Annotated in this window: 23 protein-coding genes, 1 pseudogene and 1 riboswitch; of the genes and pseudogenes, 6 read left to right on the top strand and 18 right to left on the bottom strand. The window is 29.6% G+C overall.

Translation table 11 applies throughout. From position 1 onward, the window contains the following. Nucleotides 1-347: 347 nt before the first annotated feature. From J2Z42_RS03590 to J2Z42_RS03545, 10 genes and pseudogenes are all read right to left on the bottom strand, one after another. A complete protein-coding gene (locus J2Z42_RS03590) occupies nucleotides 348-1,067 on the bottom strand; it encodes a flavodoxin (protein ID WP_209700993.1) in 720 nt (239 codons plus the stop codon). A gap of 77 nt (nucleotides 1,068-1,144) precedes the next feature. Then, nucleotides 1,145-2,299, bottom strand: a complete 1,155-nt coding sequence (locus J2Z42_RS03585) for an aldo/keto reductase (RefSeq protein WP_209700992.1) — start codon at nucleotides 2,297-2,299, stop codon at nucleotides 1,145-1,147. A 53-nt stretch (nucleotides 2,300-2,352) separates the two neighbouring features. Then, nucleotides 2,353-2,592 carry a hypothetical protein gene (locus J2Z42_RS03580; RefSeq protein ID WP_209701055.1) on the bottom strand — a complete coding sequence of 80 codons (240 nt, stop codon included), beginning with the start codon at nucleotides 2,590-2,592 and terminating at the stop codon, nucleotides 2,353-2,355. A gap of 308 nt (nucleotides 2,593-2,900) precedes the next feature. Continuing rightward, complete coding sequence (locus tag J2Z42_RS03575; protein WP_209700991.1) at nucleotides 2,901-3,374, bottom strand: flavodoxin; 474 nt, start codon at nucleotides 3,372-3,374, stop codon at nucleotides 2,901-2,903. A 5-nt stretch (nucleotides 3,375-3,379) separates the two neighbouring features. Next, nucleotides 3,380-3,700, bottom strand: coding sequence for a carboxymuconolactone decarboxylase family protein (locus J2Z42_RS03570; RefSeq protein ID WP_209700990.1), 321 nt, complete (start codon nucleotides 3,698-3,700; stop codon nucleotides 3,380-3,382). A 52-nt stretch (nucleotides 3,701-3,752) separates the two neighbouring features. Beyond that, on the bottom strand, nucleotides 3,753-4,163 hold the full coding sequence (locus tag J2Z42_RS03565) for a cupin domain-containing protein (RefSeq protein WP_209700989.1): 411 nt from the start codon (nucleotides 4,161-4,163) through the stop codon (nucleotides 3,753-3,755). A gap of 20 nt (nucleotides 4,164-4,183) precedes the next feature. Continuing rightward, nucleotides 4,184-4,602, bottom strand: a pseudogene (locus J2Z42_RS03560) (iron-containing alcohol dehydrogenase); the annotation flags it as partial. Between the two features lie 85 nt (nucleotides 4,603-4,687). Then, on the bottom strand, nucleotides 4,688-5,071 hold the full coding sequence (locus J2Z42_RS03555; RefSeq protein WP_209700988.1) for a MerR family transcriptional regulator: 384 nt from the start codon (nucleotides 5,069-5,071) through the stop codon (nucleotides 4,688-4,690). Between the two features lie 93 nt (nucleotides 5,072-5,164). After that, nucleotides 5,165-6,424 carry a nickel pincer cofactor biosynthesis protein LarC gene (gene larC / locus J2Z42_RS03550; protein WP_209700987.1) on the bottom strand — a complete coding sequence of 420 codons (1,260 nt, stop codon included), beginning with the start codon at nucleotides 6,422-6,424 and terminating at the stop codon, nucleotides 5,165-5,167. A 253-nt stretch (nucleotides 6,425-6,677) separates the two neighbouring features. Further along, nucleotides 6,678-8,840, bottom strand: a complete 2,163-nt coding sequence (locus J2Z42_RS03545; RefSeq protein WP_209700986.1) for a DNA topoisomerase III — start codon at nucleotides 8,838-8,840, stop codon at nucleotides 6,678-6,680. Nucleotides 8,841-9,226: 386 nt separating this feature from the next. On the opposite strand from J2Z42_RS03545, the gene J2Z42_RS03540 reads away from it, so the two are divergent. Further along, nucleotides 9,227-10,216 carry a 3D domain-containing protein gene (locus tag J2Z42_RS03540; RefSeq protein ID WP_245331471.1) on the top strand — a complete coding sequence of 330 codons (990 nt, stop codon included), beginning with the start codon at nucleotides 9,227-9,229 and terminating at the stop codon, nucleotides 10,214-10,216. Nucleotides 10,217-10,344: 128 nt separating this feature from the next. Here the strand turns inward: J2Z42_RS03540 and J2Z42_RS03535 are convergent, their stop codons facing one another. The 6 genes from J2Z42_RS03535 to J2Z42_RS03510 all read right to left on the bottom strand — a co-directional run bounded on the left by J2Z42_RS03535 (nucleotide 10,345) and on the right by J2Z42_RS03510 (nucleotide 15,565). Next, a complete protein-coding gene (locus tag J2Z42_RS03535) occupies nucleotides 10,345-10,668 on the bottom strand; it encodes a HesB-like protein (protein WP_209700985.1) in 324 nt (107 codons plus the stop codon). 107 nt (nucleotides 10,669-10,775) lie between these two features. Further along, on the bottom strand, nucleotides 10,776-11,936 hold the full coding sequence (locus tag J2Z42_RS03530; protein WP_209700984.1) for a metallophosphoesterase: 1,161 nt from the start codon (nucleotides 11,934-11,936) through the stop codon (nucleotides 10,776-10,778). A 143-nt stretch (nucleotides 11,937-12,079) separates the two neighbouring features. Continuing rightward, nucleotides 12,080-12,559 (bottom strand): S-ribosylhomocysteine lyase, encoded by a 480-nt coding sequence (locus tag J2Z42_RS03525; protein ID WP_209700983.1) that lies wholly within the window; start codon nucleotides 12,557-12,559, stop codon nucleotides 12,080-12,082. A gap of 194 nt (nucleotides 12,560-12,753) precedes the next feature. After that, nucleotides 12,754-14,142: an amino acid permease gene (locus J2Z42_RS03520; protein WP_209700982.1), complete on the bottom strand. Its 1,389-nt coding sequence runs from the start codon at nucleotides 14,140-14,142 to the stop codon at nucleotides 12,754-12,756. Nucleotides 14,143-14,617: 475 nt separating this feature from the next. Beyond that, nucleotides 14,618-14,709, bottom strand: a riboswitch (glycine riboswitch). A 432-nt stretch (nucleotides 14,710-15,141) separates the two neighbouring features. After that, complete coding sequence (locus tag J2Z42_RS03515; RefSeq protein ID WP_209700981.1) at nucleotides 15,142-15,411, bottom strand: hypothetical protein; 270 nt, start codon at nucleotides 15,409-15,411, stop codon at nucleotides 15,142-15,144. Continuing rightward, entirely contained in the window at nucleotides 15,401-15,565 is a 165-nt protein-coding gene (locus tag J2Z42_RS03510; protein ID WP_209700980.1) for a hypothetical protein, read from the bottom strand. Before J2Z42_RS03510 ends, J2Z42_RS03515 begins: the two co-directional genes overlap by 11 nt. Before the next feature lie 304 nt (nucleotides 15,566-15,869). Here J2Z42_RS03510 and J2Z42_RS03505 point away from each other — a divergent pair, with 304 nt between their 5' ends. From J2Z42_RS03505 to J2Z42_RS03495, 3 genes are read left to right on the top strand one after another with little or no spacing between them, the layout of a single operon-like run. Then, nucleotides 15,870-16,991, top strand: a complete 1,122-nt coding sequence (locus J2Z42_RS03505; protein ID WP_209700979.1) for a helix-turn-helix domain-containing protein — start codon at nucleotides 15,870-15,872, stop codon at nucleotides 16,989-16,991. Further along, the gene (locus J2Z42_RS03500) at nucleotides 16,988-17,905 is read left to right on the top strand and encodes an ABC transporter ATP-binding protein (protein ID WP_209700978.1); all 918 of its coding nucleotides are present in this window, start codon (nucleotides 16,988-16,990) and stop codon (nucleotides 17,903-17,905) included. The genes J2Z42_RS03505 and J2Z42_RS03500 overlap by 4 nt, the downstream gene beginning before the upstream one ends. An 18-nt stretch (nucleotides 17,906-17,923) precedes the next feature. After that, nucleotides 17,924-18,718, top strand: coding sequence for an ABC transporter permease subunit (locus tag J2Z42_RS03495; protein WP_209700977.1), 795 nt, complete (start codon nucleotides 17,924-17,926; stop codon nucleotides 18,716-18,718). Here J2Z42_RS03495 and J2Z42_RS03490 read toward each other — a convergent pair. Next, nucleotides 18,711-19,355 (bottom strand): LysE/ArgO family amino acid transporter, encoded by a 645-nt coding sequence (locus J2Z42_RS03490; protein ID WP_342589992.1) that lies wholly within the window; start codon nucleotides 19,353-19,355, stop codon nucleotides 18,711-18,713. The two genes, J2Z42_RS03495 and J2Z42_RS03490, sit on opposite strands and share 8 nt — an antisense overlap. A 99-nt stretch (nucleotides 19,356-19,454) precedes the next feature. Next, entirely contained in the window at nucleotides 19,455-20,024 is a 570-nt protein-coding gene (locus J2Z42_RS03485) for an aminotransferase-like domain-containing protein (RefSeq protein WP_342589993.1), read from the bottom strand. A gap of 82 nt (nucleotides 20,025-20,106) precedes the next feature. On the opposite strand from J2Z42_RS03485, the gene J2Z42_RS03480 reads away from it, so the two are divergent. Next, the gene (locus J2Z42_RS03480; RefSeq protein ID WP_209700976.1) at nucleotides 20,107-20,898 is read left to right on the top strand and encodes a thymidylate synthase; all 792 of its coding nucleotides are present in this window, start codon (nucleotides 20,107-20,109) and stop codon (nucleotides 20,896-20,898) included. Then, entirely contained in the window at nucleotides 20,898-21,380 is a 483-nt protein-coding gene (locus J2Z42_RS03475) for a dihydrofolate reductase (RefSeq protein ID WP_209700975.1), read from the top strand. The genes J2Z42_RS03480 and J2Z42_RS03475 overlap by 1 nt, the downstream gene beginning before the upstream one ends. Nucleotides 21,381-21,480 lie beyond the last annotated feature (100 nt).

Raw genomic sequence — 21,480 nt, 5'->3', positions numbered from 1 at the left:
CAGATTTCTTCCACTTTCGCGTTGTCTTTCATGCGAAAAGCCTATATCATCTCTGCCTACAATTGTGAAATCATTACTCCTTGAAGTAAACTCTAAGTCAATAGTTTTTTAATAAATAGGTATAAAAGCCCCATTCTTTGCCTTATTATATAGACATGAATAAAATAGAACAAAGGATGAGGTTCCATTCTAAATTTATTAGGAAATTTATTTTTTACATAATTTAAAATGTTGTCTTATTTGAAACAGCTGTAGTTAACATTTCATTTTCTTATTATATTTAATTACTGTAACAAAATATTTTATTTGTTTATATCAGCTTGCTCAAAATAATCCTTAGTTTAATCTTAAATTCTTGATTTTTTTACCCAATCAGTTATAGATTTTTTTGCACCTTCTGAATTAACGTCTCCTCCTCTAATTGCAAGTCCATCTAACAATTTAGCATTTGGACAAACTGATGCAATATCCTTTTTACTGTCTCCCATAGCACTTCCTTCATGAGTACTGCAAGGAATTATTGTTTTCCTAGATAAATTATATTCTTCTAAAAATGAATACACTGGCATTGGCATAGTTCCCCACCAGATTGGGTATACTAAAAAAATAGTTTTATAAGCAGCCATATTATCTACATGTGAAGCAAGCTTTGGTCTTGCATTAGCTTTCTTTTCATCTGCTGCCTTATTAGTAGTATCTCTATATCCAGATGGATAAGAATCTACTGTTTTAATTTGAAAAACATCTCCATTTGTTTGTTCTTTAATGATATTGGCAATAATTTGTGCATTACCAAGCAAACCATCCTTACCAGCATTCAGACTCGCTGATGATACCACATCAACATCATTACTAAATTTAGTAACGCCAACTCTTGAGAAATATACAATTAGAATATTTGAATGTGATCCATCTGTTTTAGCATTCTGTGTATTTCCACTTGCAGATGTTCTCGCTGTCTCTGATTTGCTCTGACTTACATTGTTCAGTTTCCCATTGCTATTTCCACATGCCACTAATGTCAAAATCATTGATGCAACTATAATAATTGATAAAAATTTTTTCATGATATAGAGCCTCCTTTTCGCGTGAGTAGAGTCCTGGTTGAAAGTGTCATATTGTACTTTATTTAATGTTAAAACAATTATTTTCTGGTAGGAATAATACTATTCTTTTCAAATTTTTCTACAACATCTTTCAAATATGTTGTAATTGATAAATGTTGTGGGCATGCACGCTCACATTGTTTACATCCAATACATTCACTAGCTTTTCCATGGTTAATAGCAATATTATTATAATATACCATCTGACTTGAAAAGCTACCAGTAGTACGCATAATGCTATTATATAATGCAAAATTTTTTGGAATAGCTATGTTCTTTGGGCATCCATGTGTACAGTACTCACAACCAGTGCATTGTATAGCTGTCTTATCATTAATTATTTTAGTAACCTTTTCAACGATAGCTATTTCCTCCTCATTTAAAGGCTTAAAATCAGCCATAAATGAAGTATTATCTTCTACTTGTTCTATAGTGTTCATTCCACTTAATACACGAAATACTCCCTTCTGGCTAGCTGCATAGCGCAGTGCCCAGCTTGCAGTAGAAGCATTAGGATTATAATCTTTCATTAGTTTTTCAGCTTCTTTTGGTACATTTACAAGAGTTCCACCCTTGCAAGGCTCCATAACACTTACTGGTTTGCTGTACTTATTGGCAATTTCCAGACAACGACGTGCTTGAACATTTGGCTGCTCCCAGTCAATATAGTTAATTTGCAGTTGAACGAAATCCAATCTATCAGCATATTTTGACAAAATTTCATCTAATAATTCTGGTGTATCGTGGAAAGACATTCCAACAACTTTGATTTTACCTTCAGCTTTCTTTTTAGCAACAAAATCAAAAGCACCATAGTTTTCGCATTTTACAAAAACGTTAGAACCTATGTTGTGTAACAGATAGTAATCAAAGAAATCAACACCGCAGTTAGTTAGCTGTTCATTAAAAATACGTTCTATATCATCACTATCTTTGAAATCACGTAATGGCAATTTTGTAGCTAGTTGGAATGAATTTCTAGGGTGACGCTCTACCAATGCCTTACATATTGCTTTTTCTGCTTGATATCCATGATATGTATAAGCAGTATCAAAGAAATTGAACCCTCTTTCTAAATATGCATCAAATAACTTGTTAATTAACTCATAGTCAAAAGATGTAGGATCTCCCTTATCTAATACAGGCAATCTCATACATCCAAAGCCAAATTTTTTTTCTTTCATTAAATTCATAATAAGTCCTCCTCAATTCTTTCATAAATTTTATTAAAAATTTAAATACTTCTCTATATAAGAATAATCCTTTGAGTTAACTCTAAGTCAATACTTTTTATAATATCCTGAGCATTCGTCTCAAGCATATCAATCCCCCAAAAAGCAGCTACTATCCACCCCATATATTGAATTCCATGTAAATCACTTATGATTGATGGTAAGGCAGTATTAATGATTGTTCCATCTAAACCTGCCATTGCATTTGACAATAACAGCGCCAGTGTTACAATCAAAGTTCCTTTCTTACTCATATAAAAAACTCCTCCTAACTAAAGGTCACTTCGTAATTATACCAACTTATAACATACATAAATTTCATTGCTTTTGAATAAAAATACATTATATAAAAATAAAAAGCTGTAATGTATAAAATGATAATACATCACAGCTAAAGTTAGATATCACCTACCATTTCTAATGATTTTTATAAAATATTTTCAAAGTGAGCACTACGAACTAATCATAGCTATAAGCATTCGTTATACAAAAAATCAGTTCATATCTGAAATCAAATATGAACTGACAACCTGTAATACTACATTCACTCTTAAACAAATTCTTACAAATTAGCAATCCATTTCTCAAGCTTGCTTTCAGGCATTACCATTTTGTCTGTATCAAATTTAATATCAATCGCATTTGTAATAACGGCATTCTTACAAGCCTTTTCTATATCCTTTAATGTATGTCCAATCCATCCTCCATTCGTTGCAAATGGAATTATCGTCTTACCTGACAAGTCATATTCAGATAAAAAAGTTGCAACTGCTGGAGCATAAGTATACCACCACACAGGAGTACCTATAATAATCGTATCATAATCTTCCAGACTTACTGAAAGAGGTTTTATTTCCGGTTTAAATCCACAGTCTACTTCCTGTTTTCCTTGGTCAACTACTGAATTGTAATCACCTATATAAGGCTTTACTGTTTCAATTTTATAGATATCTGCACCAGTAGCCTTCTGAATCTGCTCTGCAATTTTCTTTGTATTATTTGTATACGAATAATACACAATTAACGTTTTTCCCATACAATCTATTCCTCCCAAACTTCCTTTGCTAGTGTAAATGCTGCCCATGCATTAGGCCATCCCACATAAAATGCTAAATGTGTGATAATCTCAGCAATTTCCTCTGCAGTAACTCCATTGTTTTTTGCATTTGTCATATGATATTTTAAAGAGTTATCAAAAATTCCTTTTGTCATTAATGCAGTTACCGTAATTAAACTTCGATCCCTGAGTGATAATTTATCCTCCCGCGACCATACCTCACCAAATAAAATATCATCATTTAATTCTGCAAATTTAGGTGCAAATGTTCCAAGTGCATCTCTTACTGCTGTCTGCTTTTTCATAACTATCTCCTTCCTATCAGACAGAATTCTTATTCTGCCTGGCAATACAAACTTATCTTAATTTCTTATATTCTTCATCTGTAACTGGTTCACACCATTCATTTGAGGCACCATCTACTGGAACAGCTAAAGCTAGATGTGCAAAAGCCTCATCTGCTACAGCACCGTGCCAATGTTTGATTTCTGGAGCAATATATACAACATCTCCACTCTTTAGAAGCTGTGGTTCCTTGCCAATTTCCTGATACCATCCATGACCACCGACACAGATTAACATCTGTCCAGCACCATGATGAATATGCCAGTTATTTCTGCATCCTGGTTCAAATGTAACATTACAAATAACTGCTTCTTTAGTATTTAAAACACTTAAATAGCTTTTTCCAATAAAATAATCTGCATAATCAGTATTTTCTTCTCCTAGTAAAAAGTCAGATACCTTTTCCAATTCTTTTACGTCCATATTTCTTTCTCCTTCTTTTCTTATTTATATGATTTTTCATAAATTTTTACACAATCTTCATGGGACAACGGACATGGGTCACACATAAATAATCCTCCCATCGTTTTCCTCGCATTTGTCGCCATCTTCTCTAATTCACTCTTTTGTATTCCATAGCCTGACATTTTGAGATCAGCTACTCGGCATGTCTCCTGCAGTTTTACTAACATTGTAATAAAATCCTGCGGCTTTTTTGCATCCTGCATACCTAATGTCTTTGCCATACGAATAAATCTATCATCACATGCATGTTTATCTATAAAATACTGATAATACTCTTTACTAATCATTATAAGTCCTGCTCCATGTGGAAGGTTTTGATGTGATGATAAGCACTCATTGCATGCTCCATGGAATGTTCACTAGTACATGCACTAATAGTCATAACTGTTATAGATATATAATAATCCCTAAACCTAACTTTAGGTCAATAATTAATTTAAAGCTGATATTACAAGCCTGCTCTTGAAGCATATGCAGAAGTACTAAACATCTGTTCTTTTTAATTTATTTTCCTTCATAGCTACTGCTTCATATCTTTCTATTTTATAATCCAAACGTTCTATTGTTTTTTTTATATCCTTCATTTTCTCTGCTAAGTGTTTACGCTGTTCAATTAACAGATTTTTTCTTGCATCAATAGTTTCATCACCTTGCTGAAACAGCGCAACATACTCAATTAGTACTTCAATTGGAAGACCTGCACCTCTCATACATTTGATAAATTCAACCCATCCACAATCTTCTTCTGTATAGTCTCTTATTCCACTTTTATTGCGATTTACTTTAGGAATTAGACCAACACGTTCATAATACCGAAGTGTATCTGTTGAAACTCCACATTTTTTACTTACTTCTGCAATCTTCATATGAATTTACCTCCTTTTTTGACATTGTAACACCTAAAATTTGCTTAAAATTAATAGTTTCTATCTTTTTAATCAAATAAATTATATTTAGCATTAATCCAAATCCTGTTTATAAATTGCTTTATATACCTTATCTATAGATATATTTCTTTCTTTTGCTATAGCCCTGCATTCTTCATATTCTGGTTTACATTTGACTAATTTTCCTCTATAATAAGATTTTTTTACTGTAATATCTCCGTATTCTGTTTTTACTTTTGAAATTTCTCTATTTAGCATTATCTTTTCAACTTTATATTTTCTAATACCTATTGAAGTAGTTTCTTCAAAAATAACATCTAAAACATTTTTTTCATTTTTCTCATTAACTAATACACTTAATTTTATTCCTGGCCTTCCCTTTTTCATAAATATAGGCGTTTTAAATACGTCTAAAGCTCCTGCTTCAAAAAGTTTTTCCTCCACATATCCATAAAACTCTGGATTCATATCATCTATATTAGTTTCTAAAATATGCTGCTCTTCCACCTTTTCAGTACTTTCCTTTTCTCCTATATAAACTCTTAAAACATTTGGAATTTTTAAGTCCTTATGACCTATACCATAAGCAACCTTTTTAATTGAGAAATCAATTTTTTGACTAAATTCCTGAGCATTTACTGCAAGTATCGCTGCTCCCGTCGGAGTAGTTGTTTCAAACTGTACTATTCCTGTACTTATTGGAATATCTTTAAGTATTTCTGTTGTTGCAGGCGCTGGTACCGGCATAATACCATGGGCACATTCAACAAATCCTCCTCCAACTTGAACAGTTGATGCAATAATTTTATCAACATTCAAATAATCTAAACAAATAGCTGCTCCTACTATATCCACAATCGAATCAACGGCTCCTACTTCATGAAAATGTACTTCATATAAATCTTTTCCATGTACCTTTGCCTCTGCTTCTGCAACCTTCATAAACATGTCTAAACTAAGCTTTTTAACTTTATCACTTAAATCACTTGAATTTATTATTTTCTCTATATCCATCAAATTTCTATGATGATGCTCATGACTATGTACATGCTCTTCATCACTATTATGAGAATGTTTGTTAACTCGTTCATGTAAAACTTGTCCTGAAATATGTGTATTATCCTCTAATTTATTTTTTAATATAACATCTACCCTGGTTCCTGTTATTCCAAGCTTAGTAGAATTATCAATTACTAGCTTATATTCAGAATCTAAGTTGAGCTTTAAAAGTTCCTCCACTAAATATTCTTTGGGAACTCCTAAATCTATAAGTGCTGCTAAGTTCATATCTCCACTTATTCCACAGAAACAATCATAATATAAAATCTTCATGTTCATCCCTCCTTATCATAATTTGAATTTTAAACTCTATATTGTGTAACATTTGATTGTTGTTTTATTTCACCTTCTTAAAATTCAGTCTAGCACTTAGAGTTAACTCCAAGTCAAGTATTTTTTATTAGAAATACTATTAAATTAATATTAAATTTTAGATAAAATAGTTTATATATAAAAGGGATATTTCAAAACCAATTACTTAGTTTTAAAATATCCCTTTATAAAACTTAACGGTACTTTATTTTTCTTATTTTAAATTTAACTTAGCTAGAGCATCTGCTAGTGCAGAATTTACTGGAGCTTCATTTTCTTTATTTACTTTTTTCATATATCTTGCCACATCTCTTTTATTCAATTTATTATTTTTGTCAAATCTTTTTTTAAATGAAGATAATTTCTCCCTAAAGCTGCAATTAGGACATACATAAATTTGTCCTTCACCATGACCTCTTAATTCAAGTTTTTTATGGCACTCAGGACATCTTGCATTAGTAAATTTTGCAATATTTTCTCTATACCCGCAACTTCTATCCTGACAAACCAGCATTTTTCCATGTTTGCCTTTAACCTCCAACATATATTTTCCACAGTTCGGACATTTTTTTCCTGACAAATTATCATATTTAAATTTACTGCTACTAACTTTTACATCTTTTACAAGCTCAGTTGCATATTCTCTCATGTCATTTAAAAATGCTTTTGAATTCTTTTTGCCCCTGCTAATTTCATCTAATGTTTTCTCCCATTCAGCTGTTAATAATGGAGATTTTAGTCCTTCTGGCACTAAATTGATAAGCTGCCTTCCCTTCGAAGTCGGAACTATTTCTTTTCCATTTTTCTCTACATAAAACATATTAAATATTTTTTCGATTATATCTGCCCTGGTAGCAACTGTTCCAATTCCTCCAGTTTCGCCAAGAGTCTTGGCATACGTTTTATCCATTTTAACATATTTTTGTGGATTTTCCATAGCAGATAGCAAGGTCCCTTCAGTAAACCTCTCAGGTGCTTTAGTATAAAGTTTTTCAATATCTATAGAAATTATATCTATGTTATCATCTTTTTTAATATCAGAGAATTTGACTTCATTTTTTAAGTTCTCATTTTTATAAATTTTCTTCCATCCAGAACTTTTTAAATTGTTTCCCTTATATATCAGAGTCTCACCTGAAATATCAACCTTTATCGAAGTTTCAACATATTCATATGGTGGCATCATAACTGATATAAACCTTTTTATAACTAAGTCGTATATATTTCTTTCCTCTAAACTAAGACGAGATATTGGAATGCTTTCCTCGGTAGGTATTATAGCATGATGATCTCCTATTTTTGTATTGTCTACAAAGTTTTTATTTGGTTTAATTCCTGTTTTAATAACTTCATTTATAAAACTTCTATACTCATTTAAAGATATAGCTTTCAAACGTTCTTTAAGTGTAGGAACTATATCAGTCGAAATATACCTTGAATCTGTTCTAGGATATGTAAGCATTTTATAGTTTTCATAAAGTCTTTGCATTATAGATAATGTCTGTTTTGCAGAATATGAAAATAGTCTGTTAGCATCTCTTTGAAGCTCAGTCAAATCATAAAGCTTTTGTGGCATCTGTTTCTTTTGACTAGTAGTTACGTCAATTATTTTTCCTTTTTTGTTATTTAACTTAGATACTATCTTATTTGCTATTTCTTCATCAAATAAACTGCTATTTCCCTTATTATTTATCCACTTCAAAGTAAAATTTTTGGTTTTTGCATGTATATTGTAATACGCTTTAGGTTTAAAATTTTTTATTTCATCTTCACGATTAATTATCATAGCAAGAGTTGGAGACTGCACTCTTCCTGCTGTAAGTTGTGCATTGTATTTACAGGTTAGGGCACGTGTTACATTGAGTCCAATTATCCAATCCGCCTCTGCCCTGCATTTTGCAGCCACATATAAATTGTCATATTTTGACGCAGGTTTTAAATTTTTAAACCCATCATTTATAGCTTTTGTAGTTTGAGAAGAAATCCAGAGTCTTTTTAAAGGCTTTTTTATATGTGCTTTTTCTATTATCCATCTTGCTACAAGTTCTCCTTCTCTACCTGCATCTGTAGCAATTACAATTTCATTAATATCTTTTCTATTCATTTGTGATTTAACTATATTAAACTGCTTCCCACTTTGTTTTATAACTACAAGTTTCAAATATTTAGGGAGCATTGGCAACTGCTCTAAATTCCATGTTTTATATTTATCATCATAGGCTTCAGGGTCTGCTAGTGTAACTAAATGTCCAAGAGCCCAGGTTACTACATATTTATCGCCTTCAATATATCCCCCGCCCTTTTTGCTGCAGTGAAGTACTCTAGCTAAATCTTTTCCTACAGAAGGCTTTTCAGCTAATACTAATACTTTGCTCATATTTATTTCCTTTCATTTCATTAATTGTTAAGTACAATATATAATAAGTTTATAGTTTTACCATTAGAACATATATTTCATATTATACGATTTATCATTTTTCTTTACAAGTTCATATAAATTTTTATTTTTTTTCTTTGTCTTTGCCTTTATTCATATTTTTTGTTTTCTAAATCTGTCATCCCTTATAAATCAATAAGTTTAGTGCTCTCTTATTTTTTTAAATCATTCTTGAAAAGCTCATGAATTTATTTCCATTTAAAGTAATAAAATATAAATATAGTATATAAACTTGAGTTTTGGTATGTTTTGATGTTATAATAGTAAACAATATAACTTTAATATATAAAATAGTTTGATAATCTATTTTTAGGGAGGAAAACAATTTGAATAAAAAAACGTTATCTGCAATTATGACACTGGCATTAACCGTCATGATAAATGGCAATGTTTTTGCTGCACCATCAAGTAGTTCATCTGATGCATTAAAACAAGCACAAGATAACAAAGTACAATTGCAAAAAAAAGTTGATACATTAAATTCACAAATTAACGAAGTAATTAATAAAATTGACAGTAATAAAAAGTACATGAATAATTTAGCACGTAATATTAAAAGCACTCAATCAAAATTGGATACAATAGAGAATAAATCAAAATCTCAGGATGTATTGTTCAACAAAAGAGTACGTGCAATGTACATGAGTGGTATGGATGGGTATCTCAATGTACTTTTAAGCTCAAATAATTTAAGTGATTTTATGTCAAGAATGGATACAATATCAAAAGTAATAAGATTTGATAAAAATATTATGGCTAAATTGAAACAAGATAGACAAGCTATATCAAGTCAGAAAGAAAATTTAGTACAAGAAAATAATAGCTTGCAAGCTTTAAAAAGCAGTAACGAAAATACTTTATCAAAACTAAATAAGGATATACAGGAACAAAAATCTCTCCTTGCAAGTGCAACTGAAAAAGAGAGTGAATTAAGTGCTGCCCAAAATTCAAGTAATTCTAATAGTTCCAAGGCTGAACTGGCTTATAATAGTAATAATGCAACATTATCACGTGGTACGTCAGGTTCTGTTTCTGCCTCAAAATCAATAACCGTGAATGCGACTGCATATTCAGGAGATGGAATTACAGCATCAGGTACATCTACGGTAAGAAATTCTGGCGGCTACAGTACTATAGCTGTAGATCCTAGAGTTATACCGCTTGGATCCAGAGTTTATGTAGAAGGATATGGTTATGCCGTAGCTGACGATACAGGTGGTGCTATTAAAGGAAATAGAATAGATGTGTTTTTCCCGTCTGAAGCCGAGGCTGAGAGTTGGGGAGTAAGATCTGTCACCGTATATATACTTAATTAATTAAGCTATTTATGATTATATTAAAGTTCAAATTTTAGGTTTATATACTTAGTCTAATTTCTAATAAAATCAATATATAAATACTGGCAGTTTCTTTTGAACTGCCGGTATTTTTATTATATAAAATTTTACATGCATCCCGAGCATCCTTCACAAGTTTTAGGTGACAAAACTGGTTCTAATTTTAATCCATTTCCGCCACTTTCATTATTAGATAAAAATTTAAATCCTACATACTCATTTATGAGATTTCTTTCTACAATAAAGTTTATATCTTTTATCTTTTCTGAAAAATCTTCTGTACTCTCTTCTCCAAAACTAATATTAAAAATTGCTCCACTGCAATTTTTTCCTGCATAGTTTATTCTTAAATTATAATTATTTACATTATTCTCGTCCAACAAACTTTTAAATTCTGTATAAGCTTCATCACTCATTTGAATAATTTTCATATCTATTCCTCCCAAACATTACTTTAAATAAGCATACAGTTAGTATATTATCATCATTTTAACTATTTAACAAATATATTTTAATTTTTAATACAATAAAATAATTTTCACTTAAACTTAAGATTAATGTGAACAATCTCACCTTTTGTTCCAATTCTTATTGGAGGTCCCCATGTTCCATATCCAGAACTTACAATTAAATTAAAATTTCCTTTTTTAAGATATCCATAACTGTCTTCATAAATAAGTCTTGTAATAATATTATTAGGGAAAAATTGACCATCATGTGTATGTCCTGAAAGTTGCAAATCCACTTTTGAATTTTCAGCTTCATTAATACCTACTGGTCTATGATTAAGTTCTATAATTGGAAGCGATTTGTCAGTATTTTTTAAGATTTCATTTAATGATTTTCCTTTTTCTCTACTAGCAGCATCTTTTCTACCTACTACATAAAAACTGTTATCTACTTTGACTGACTGATCCAGTAGAACCTTTACATTAGCTTTTTTCATATAATAAATAGTTTCGGATACATTTTCCATATATTCATGATTTCCCATAATTGAATATACTCCATACTTTGATTTTATATTTTTAAATGCTTTGCTATAATATACTTTTAAATTTGTAGGTGTACTTTCATCAACCATATCTCCACAGAAGAAAACTATATCAGGATTCAATTTATTTATTGAATTTACCATTTTTAAAATACCTTTTTCCTTAATCATTATACCAATATGAACATCTGAAACCATTACTATATTTAATGATTTAATATCTTTAGCACTTTTATTTATTCCTATATTATAATTAGTAATAGTAGGATGCTCTGCATTAAATAATCCAAGACAAAAGATTATTATAACTATAATAAAGATTGAAATTCCGTCTCCATATATTATGCTTAAATAATTCTTAACTTTTCCTTTGAATCCAATTCTTTTTAAAATAAACTTTATAGTGTCTGTAATAGGAAAGATTATAATTAAATACGCTAAAATAGCTAATGAAACTGCTCCTATCACCGTTAACACTGAAACTAACTTATTATTTACTGATAAAATATTTCTAAATATTGCACTTAGAATATATGAAAAAGCTACAAACCAAAATAAAGCCCAATAAACTTTTATTTTTAAACTCTTATTTTTATTTAAAAATATGCGTTTTCCTTTTGCTCCTATATAATACCAAACTGCTATATATAATGATATAACTAGTAAAGTTAATATAATATTTCCAACCCATATTAATGATCTCATTTAATCTATCTCTCCTAAAACTATATAGCATAATATTAAGGTAGTACACTTAGCATGATTTTCATAAAGTATAGTCAAAAGAATAAGCTAATACATAGTTATTTTTTTGACTGTACTTTAACTAATATATTAATAATTATACATTAGTTAGGATAATTAAGTCTGTCATCAGATATATTGATTAAAACTTCATTTAAAAATTTATTTCCTAAATATTTTGCCATTGGAAGATTCATATCCAAATAGTTTCCGCAATCTTTTGCAGCCGCACCAGGTACATCACCTTCAAAATCTGCAATAAATTTATACATTTCTTTTAATAATCCTATAATATCCTTTGACTCATAATTTCCTCCTAAAATCAAATAAAATCCTGTCCTACAGCCCATAGGTCCAAAATATACTGTCTTTGAGCCATAAATTTTGTGATTTCTAAGAAAAGTAGCACCTAAATGTTCTATAGTATGAACCTCAGCTGTATTCATAACAGGTTCATCATTAGGACTTGTCATTCTTATATCAAAAGTAGTTAAAACTACATCTCCAAATTTATCTTTCCTTGACACATATACTCCTGGTTTTAGTTTTAAATGATTAACTGTAAAGCTTGCAATCTTTTCCATTATCGATTACCTCCAAATATTAGTATAAATCTATTTATATTTTACAGCTTTTTATCTATAAAGTGAACTTATTATCAATTAAATTTCTAAAAAATTAGTTCATTTAATAATAATATAAGACAAGACCGCCCATTGAGCAGGCAGTCTTGTATTTCTTCAGTGGTTAAATAAATTTTCTAATATTAGCTATTAACCTATATTAAATCTCTTTTGACATCTTCTTTATTTTCATTTTTTATTTTTGATTTACGTATATTGTAAATAACTCCGAGCATTATAAACCATACAGGTGTTACAAATAGAGCTACACGAGTTTCATTATTAAATGCCAATGTAACTATAACAAAAGCAAAGAATGCTAAAATTAAATAGTTTATAATTGGATAAAGCGGCATTTTGAATTTGTTCTTAGCAGCAAGTTCAGGCTTAGTTCTGTGATATTTTATATGACAGATAACTATAATTGCCCAAATGTATATATAGCAAAATGTTGATATACTTGTAATAAGTACAAATACCCCTTCCGGCATAATGTAGTTCAAAATAACTGCAATCAAGATAACAGCTGCAGAAAATATTGCAGCATTACAAGGTATATGATTAGAAGTTAATTTTTTCATTGAATTAGGTGCATTATCTTCTTTAGCAAGCGAATAAACCATACGGCTTGTACTAAAAATACCGCTGTTACAAGCAGATGCAGCTGATGTTAATACAACAAAATTTACAATACTCGCTGCTGCTGTGATTCCCATTGAAGTAAATACCTGTACAAATGGGCTTTTACCTGGATTAACTGAATTCCATGGGTATATGCTCATAATAATACCAAGTGCTCCAATATAAAAAATAATAATTCTAATTGGAATATTGTTAATAGCTCTTGGAATAACATGTTCTGGATTTTCAGTTTCACCAGCTGTTATACCAACTAATTCGATTCCTGTAAAAGCAAATACAACCATTTGGAAGGAAAGTATAAAGCCACTTACTCCATTTGGCAACCAACCGCCATAGTTCCAAAGGTTTGCAAAGCTAGATGAACCTGCATTTGTAGAAAATCCCTTTATAATCATAACTGTACCAACTACAATAAGTGCTAAAATTGCAATAACCTTAATTAATGCAAACCAAAATTCCATTTCACCGAATAACTTTACTGCAGTAAGATTCATAATCAGTAAAATTACAAGAACTATAAGGCTTGGAACCCATCTTGCTACATTTGGGAACCAGTATTGTATATAAAGTCCAGTAGCAGCTACGTCAGCCATAGCAAGTGAAATCCAGCAGAACCAGTAGGTCCATCCAGTAATAAATGCTGCTCCCTCTCCTAGATAATCATATACAAAGTCTACAAAGGAATGGTAGTTTAAATTAGAAAGCAATAATTCCCCAAGTGCACGCATTACAAAAAATAACATTATTCCTGTTATTGCATATGCAAATAAAATAGATGGACCTGCCAAGTGAATGGACCTGCCTGAACCAAGGAATAATCCAGTGCCAATTGCACCTCCAATTGCAAGTAATTGAATATGACGATTTTTTAATCCTCTTGATAAATTTTGATTTTCCGACATATATATTCCGCCTTTCTAAATGTTACTGTTTCTAAATCTGTATTTCTACGATCATAATTTTCTAAAATTATTTTGTCACTAAAATAGATTTTTCTATCTCAATGATGTCCAAAAAAGTATTATTAATATAATTGCTATCGTTTATCCTCTTCTTCATTTTTTCTCAAAAATAAATTTTATATCAAGAGGCAATTTGAATAATTGAAGTAATTTCAGAAATACGATAAGATAGATTCCAGGTCACATTAGTAGGGCTGAAAATTGGCCTCTTCCATGCTGTAGAATCGGTTTGAATAAGTATTTTTGTTAATTGATCCATTTTATCCCTCCATCTTAGTCAAAAGCATGTACTAAAAATGCTTTTTCCTATATAATTATTTTTAATTGGAGATACAAATGGGAATAGATAAAATCTGAATGAAGTAATTAATAATATATTACTTTATAAAATGTATATTACTTTTGTAAGATATGTTACCCGTCCCCTGTCCTTTTACCTGAGAGTTTTTGCCATACATATGGCTTGCTCCTTCGGTGTCCATTAAGAATCTCTCCAAGGATTCATCCAATAGCGGTCATCTCTAATTAAATAGGTACCTGAAAGATTTACTTCTTCGGTGAATGGCAATAGCCATAACTCTCCCACTATCTTCATCTGAATTATTAAGTTTAACCATTATATCATAATATATATTTAACAAATTTGCAACATTTTTTTCATTTCTAATTAAAATAAAATGTTATTTGGTCATAATTGTTAAAAACATTTATAAAAAATAATAATACTCAAGTTAAAACATATTTTTTATCATTCCAAAATTTTTTCAATGCATAGTCCTTCTACTTCTTTAAAGCCAGATGATGGAAACTATTCAGAATATGTACGTCTCCATATATAATATATAATTAGAATTAATGAATACTATCAATATAATTGCTATTGATATCAAAATAAGCACCCTAAATGACGGATGCCTATCTCAATTCATACATATTTTTTTATTCTAACAATCCCAAATCTCTTCTCAAAATTACTTGAATTTTTAATGCTTCATCCATTAAATTTTGTATCTTAGTTTTTAACGAAATTTTATTTACACTAAATTTGTTTAATTTTTCAGTTATTATCTTCAATCTATTTAGTCTATTTTGATTTTCTTCCCAATTAAATGATATATTTTCCGCTCTATTTATTTCAGTTTCCAATTCATATAATAAAGCACCTAAATCATCAGATACAACTACATTTTGAACGCATCTATTTTCCATACTTATCCTGGCCTCCATTCTCAAGCTTTTCATTAACTAATAAATTCTGTTTGGATATATTGCACTGTTTTTTAATATTGATTTTATCTATAAATCTAAGATTATATTGAAGAGGTTTTGTAATATTTCTGCTAGCTAAATGCTCATATTTCATATTCATCATCCACCTTTTTCATATTATTCTATAAAAATTATGTTACAATTAGATATTATATTAATAAAGTAAATATTTAATTACTAATATAAAAAATAAGCACTCTAAATAATTAGTACTTAATTTTTATTTTCTTAGGATATTTATTATATTATATCCATATTATTAAAATTTCCTTAAAATATAAATTTGTTAAATATTTTATTGTTTGTTTCCTGTAGGTTAACTTTTTCAACTAAGATCAACTACAAGTCCATTTACACTGAATAGTCAATCACATAAAATATTATTAGAGGTGGCAGATATGAAGAAATTAAATATAGGTAAATGTATTATCAATAAGAGAAAAGAAAAAGGAATAACACAGGAGCAACTAGCAGATTACATTGGAATTTCCAAAGCATCTGTTTCCAAATGGGAATCTGGGTTAAGCTATCCTGATATTTTACTTCTTCCTGAACTTGCAACTTACTTTAATATTTCAGTCGATGAATTAATTGGATATTCTCCTCAACTTACAAAGGAAGAAATTAAAAAAATTTACAATAAACTTTCATATGAATTTACTGCAGATCCATTCGATCAAGTGATGGAAGAGTGCAAGCAGCTAATAAAAAAATACTATTCATGTTTTCCTTTTTTACTTTCTGTGATTCAATTATTATTAAACTATTCAACCTTGGCAAAAACTCAGACAATAAGGGAAAAAATGTTTAAGCAGTGTATACTTCTAAGTAAAAGAATAAAAGAAGAATCTGAAAGCATTTCTGACATAAAAAATGCAAATACTATGGAGGCATTGGCAGAAATGGCACTTGGAAATAGCAAAAAAGTCATTCGTTTATTAGATAATAAATTAATTCCATATAGTGGAGACGATGTCATACTTATTAATGCATATAAGATGCTTGATAAAACTGATAAGGCAAATGAAGTAAATCAGATATTACTTTACAACAGAGTAATAAACACATTAACACTTTTAAATAATTATCTTTCTTTAAACATGATGGAACCAGTTTTGTTCGAAAAGATTTATTATCAGGGCACTCAACTCATTGATGCTTTTAAACTCAAAGGGCTTTTGACAAATGATATTTTTGGAATTCACATCGTCGCTGCACAAGGATATTTAATGGAGCAAAAAAAAGAAAAAGCAATAGTTGCATTAGACCAATATGTGGATACTGTTTGCAGTATTTCATTTCCACTTAGTCTTAAGGGAAATCAATATTTTAATAAGGTAGATAAATGGTTTGAAGATAATAATTGTATTGGAACAAATACTCCAATGGATGAGACAACAGTCAAGAAAAATTTTATTAATACAGTTACCGAGAATACTGCATTTGCACCATTAAGAGAAAATAAACGGTATAAGTTGCTTGTTAAAAGACTGAAAGAAAAGTTAGGTGAAAAAAAGTGAATGCTATAAATATAGAAAATCTAAAAAAATCCTATGATGGGCAGACTAATGCTTTGAACAATATAAGTCTAAGTATACCAAAAGGTGAGATATTTGGCTTTCTTGGACCTAATGGTTCAGGGAAAACCACTACAGTTAGAATTCTTAATGGAATTCTTTCAAAAACATCAGGCAATGCTGAAATTTTAGGAATGATCGTCGGTGAAAATAATCTTGAAATTCATAAATTATGTGGAGTTATGACCGAAAGTTCTTCCTGTTATGAAAATCTTACTGCAAAGCAGAATCTAATATTCTTTGGTAAAATGCATGAAATGGATGATAAATTACTTAATGAACGTGCTGATTTTATATTGAAAAGGTTGGAGTTACAAGATGTAAAGGATAAGAAAGTAAAATCTTTTAGTACAGGAATGAGAAAGAGAGTTTCATTATCTGTAGCATTAATTCACAATCCTCAGATTTTATTCCTTGATGAGCCTACTTCTGGTTTAGACCCAGAAAATGCATTGAATGTTACAAAACTTATAAAAGAACTTGCAGATGAAAACGAGGTTACAATTTTTCTTTGTACACATCAATTAAAATATGCTGAAGATATTTGTACACTGTATAGTTTTATAAATAATGGCAGCATCCTTGGTTTAGGTACATTTGATGAGCTTGCTTCAAGGAAAAATGCAACTCTTAGATTAAAAATCAGAGGCAAAAATATTTCGAAGAAACTTGGATTTGTCCACGAAAGTAATGATATATATAGCAAATCCATTTTAGGAGATAAAGATGTAAATACTCTAGTACACGGTATACTTGCAAATGGCGGCGAAATTTATGAGTTGGTACAGCAAAAATGGTCTTTGGAAGAGCTTTATTTTAAATATATAAAAGGTACATCTTGCGATGTAACATTATGAGTCTGGAGTGATTAGAACATGAATAAAAATGAAAAAGCATTGATATATAAAGATATAAATGAAATAACAAGTTCAAAACAGGTTATCATGCCAATGACTATTGTACCAATTATTTTGATTGTAATTATCCCAATAGCAATATTAATAATTGCAAACTTTATTGGGAATGATTCAAGTATGTTTGCAAAGATAGCTCCTCTTCTAAAAAAACTACCTTCTGAATATAAAACATATACTCCAGCCCAACTTTTAATAAAAGTATCAATAGAATTTATGTTTCCATCATACTTTCTCATAATTCCAATAATGTGTTCAGGAGTTATTGGAGCCAGTAGTTTTGTTGGAGAAAAGGAGCATAAAACTCTAGAATCTTTGCTTTATACACCAATATCCATGGAGCAGCTCCTTAGAGCTAAGATTTTAGGTGTTTTCATACCATCTTATATTATAACTTTGGTTTCATTTATAATCTTTGGTATAATATGTAATGTAGGTGGTTTTATATATTTTGGAAGACTTATTTTTCCAGATATAAAATCGCTTATAATCATACTTTGGATTTCACCTGCAATCAATTTATTATCACTAATATTTACTGTGATGGTGTCAGCAAAGTCAGAGACATTCCAAGAAGCACAACAAGTAAGTGGCCTTCTTGTCATTCCAGTGATTCTTATATTAGTTGCTCAAATGACAGGTGTACTTTTGCTCAGCAAACTTGTAATGCTTATAGCAGGTGGTGTTTTTTTGATACTTGATTACTTATTGATAAAGAGGATTTCCTCTAAGTTTATTCCTGAGAAACTTATTTAAATATCTGTAATTGAATTACTCCCCCATTACCTGAAATAAAATTAAATCCCAGTTTTAGTCCATAATATATTATGATTGTGCCACATACTATATTAATTTTTCTTGTCATTTTATTATTAAAATTATCTCTAAATAAACGTACAATTATAGTTAATCCATTAAACCATAGAAATGAAGCAGTGCAAAATCCTGATATAAAAAAATGTGATGCTTCATATGAAAGTGATGCCTTAAAGCCTCCAAGAAACAATGTACCATCAATAATAGCCTGTGGATTTATCCATGTAACTGTAAAACACGTAATAACTACATCTATTAAACTTCTATTTACATCTATTTTCTTAAAATCATCTGGAACACTAATTATAAGCTTGATTCCTATATATATTACTGCAATAGATCCAAATAATAATACAATATATTTAAAAATTATATATTTATTTATTACAGAGCCAATACCTAAAAAACAAGCAAGTCCTAAAGAAATATCAAATAATATAGTTATAGCAGTTGTCTCATATACTCTAATTTTCTTATTGTTTATGGCTGAATTAATTACGTATATGTTTTGCATACCAATTGGGGCTACATAAGCAAATCCTAGAATTAAACCTTGTATAAAATATCTTATCATCATATCAAATTATCTCCTGTAAATTAATTTTCTTTAATTATATTTGATATGACTGCCATTGTCTTCAACCATAATCTTTTAATTTATACCAACCAAAAGTAACTATTGTTTTATTATATCAGCCAGTTTTTTAATTCCATATTTAAGATCATCTATAGATGCATATGAATAAGATAACCTTATATATTCATTTTTTTCAAAATCATATATACTTCCTGGATTTATCAATATTCCTTCTTTATATGCCATAGGAAACAATTTTTCAATTGACATATTGTTCATTATCCTGAGCCATATATAAAACCCTCCTTTGGGTTTATTCCAAGCTCCTATATCACAAAAATTTTTTTCAAGCATATCTAACGCTATATCTCTTCTTATTTTGAGATCATGTCTAAGTTTTTTCATATATTCATCATATAATCCACTAGAAATCCACTCAGCCGTAATCAATTGAGAGATTGAACTTGCTCCATAATCTGTCTGCATTTTTACGTCTCCTAGTCGTTCAATTACAGTCTCTGGACCTATGATCCATCCTATCCTGATACCAGGTGCAAACACTTTAGACATTGTACCAATATAAAGTACATCGCCATTTTTATCCATTGATTTTAAAGTCCTTGATGGTTTTTCATCTATCCACAGCTCCCTATATGCACCATCTTCGATAATAGGTAATCTATATATATGTTATTATAATTATGATATAATACAAACAGCTAATATTACATTAAAACTGGAGGAATAAAAATTGAGTAACGCAGATAAACAATATTTAAATATTATAGAAAATATCCTGAAAAATGGATATCACGATCAAAATAGGACTGGAATATCTACATTTAAACTTCCACATCAAATTATGCAATTTGATTTATCAAAAGAATTTCCTATACTTACTACAAAATTCGTAGCTTTTAAAACAGCTGTTAAAGAACTTCTATGGATATATAAAGATCAGTCAAATGATGTAAAAAAACTTCAAGAACAAAGTGTACACATATGGGATGAATGGATGATGAAAGATGGTACTATAGGAAAAGCTTATGGATATCAGATTGCAAAGTTTAAGCAGATTGATAAATTAATAAATACTATCAAAACTGATCCACAAAATAGAAGAATGATTATGTCCATGTGGAATATGGAAGACCTGCCAGATATGGCCCTTCAACCATGTTGTTATGAAACTTTATGGGATGTCCAAGGTAATAGGTTAAACTGTATGCTTGTTCAAAGAAGTGGTGATTTCCCTCTTGGAGTTCCATTTAATATGTGCCAGTATGCAGTTCTAGTTCATCTAATTGCACAGGTAACGGGTTTTAAACCAGGATTATTTACTCATATCATAAATAATGCACATATATATGAAAATGAAGTTGAAGGTATGAAGCTGCAGCTTACAAGAAAAGATAAAGACTATACTGCTCCAAAACTCTGGATAAATCCTGAAATTGAAAGTTTCTATAATTTTTCACCAGATGACATTAAACTTATAGATTATAAACATCACGATAAAATTACTATGGAGGTAGCTGTTTAATGTTAAGTATAATTGTAGCTATTGGAGAAAATAATATAATAGGCAAAAACAACAATCTTATATGGCATATATCAGATGATTTAAAGAGATTTAAAAAAATAACATCAGGCAAAACTATAGTTATGGGAAGAAAAACTTTTGAATCTCTTCCTGGTGTACTGCCAAATAGAAAACATATAATTTTAAGTAGAGATAAAAATTATACAGTAAAAGATGAAAATGTACATATAGTACATGATATGAATGATATTTTAAAGTATAAAGATACTAAAGAGGAAATTTTTATAATTGGCGGAGGACAAATATACAACGAATTTCTTCCATATTGCAAAAGATTATATCTTACTAAAATACACTCAAATCAAGAAGGAGATACTTACTTTCCTAAATTTGATATAAATGATTACGATATAATTGAAGAGAAATCTCTAAAAGATAATGATTTGGAATACAGCTTTATAACTTTGGAAAAACGTGTTTAACCGAATTTTGTTCAAATATTATTAATATTTTTGGCAATAATCTTAATCTAATTTTAAGGTTTATCCTTTATAGTGAATCTATACTAATAAGGAATTGATT

This window comes from Clostridium algifaecis, from assembly GCF_017874415.1.
GTDB lineage: Bacteria > Bacillota > Clostridia > Clostridiales > Clostridiaceae > Clostridium_B > Clostridium_B algifaecis.
Note: the sequence above shows the minus strand (reverse complement) of the source record. Positions and strands in the feature narration are given on the sequence as shown.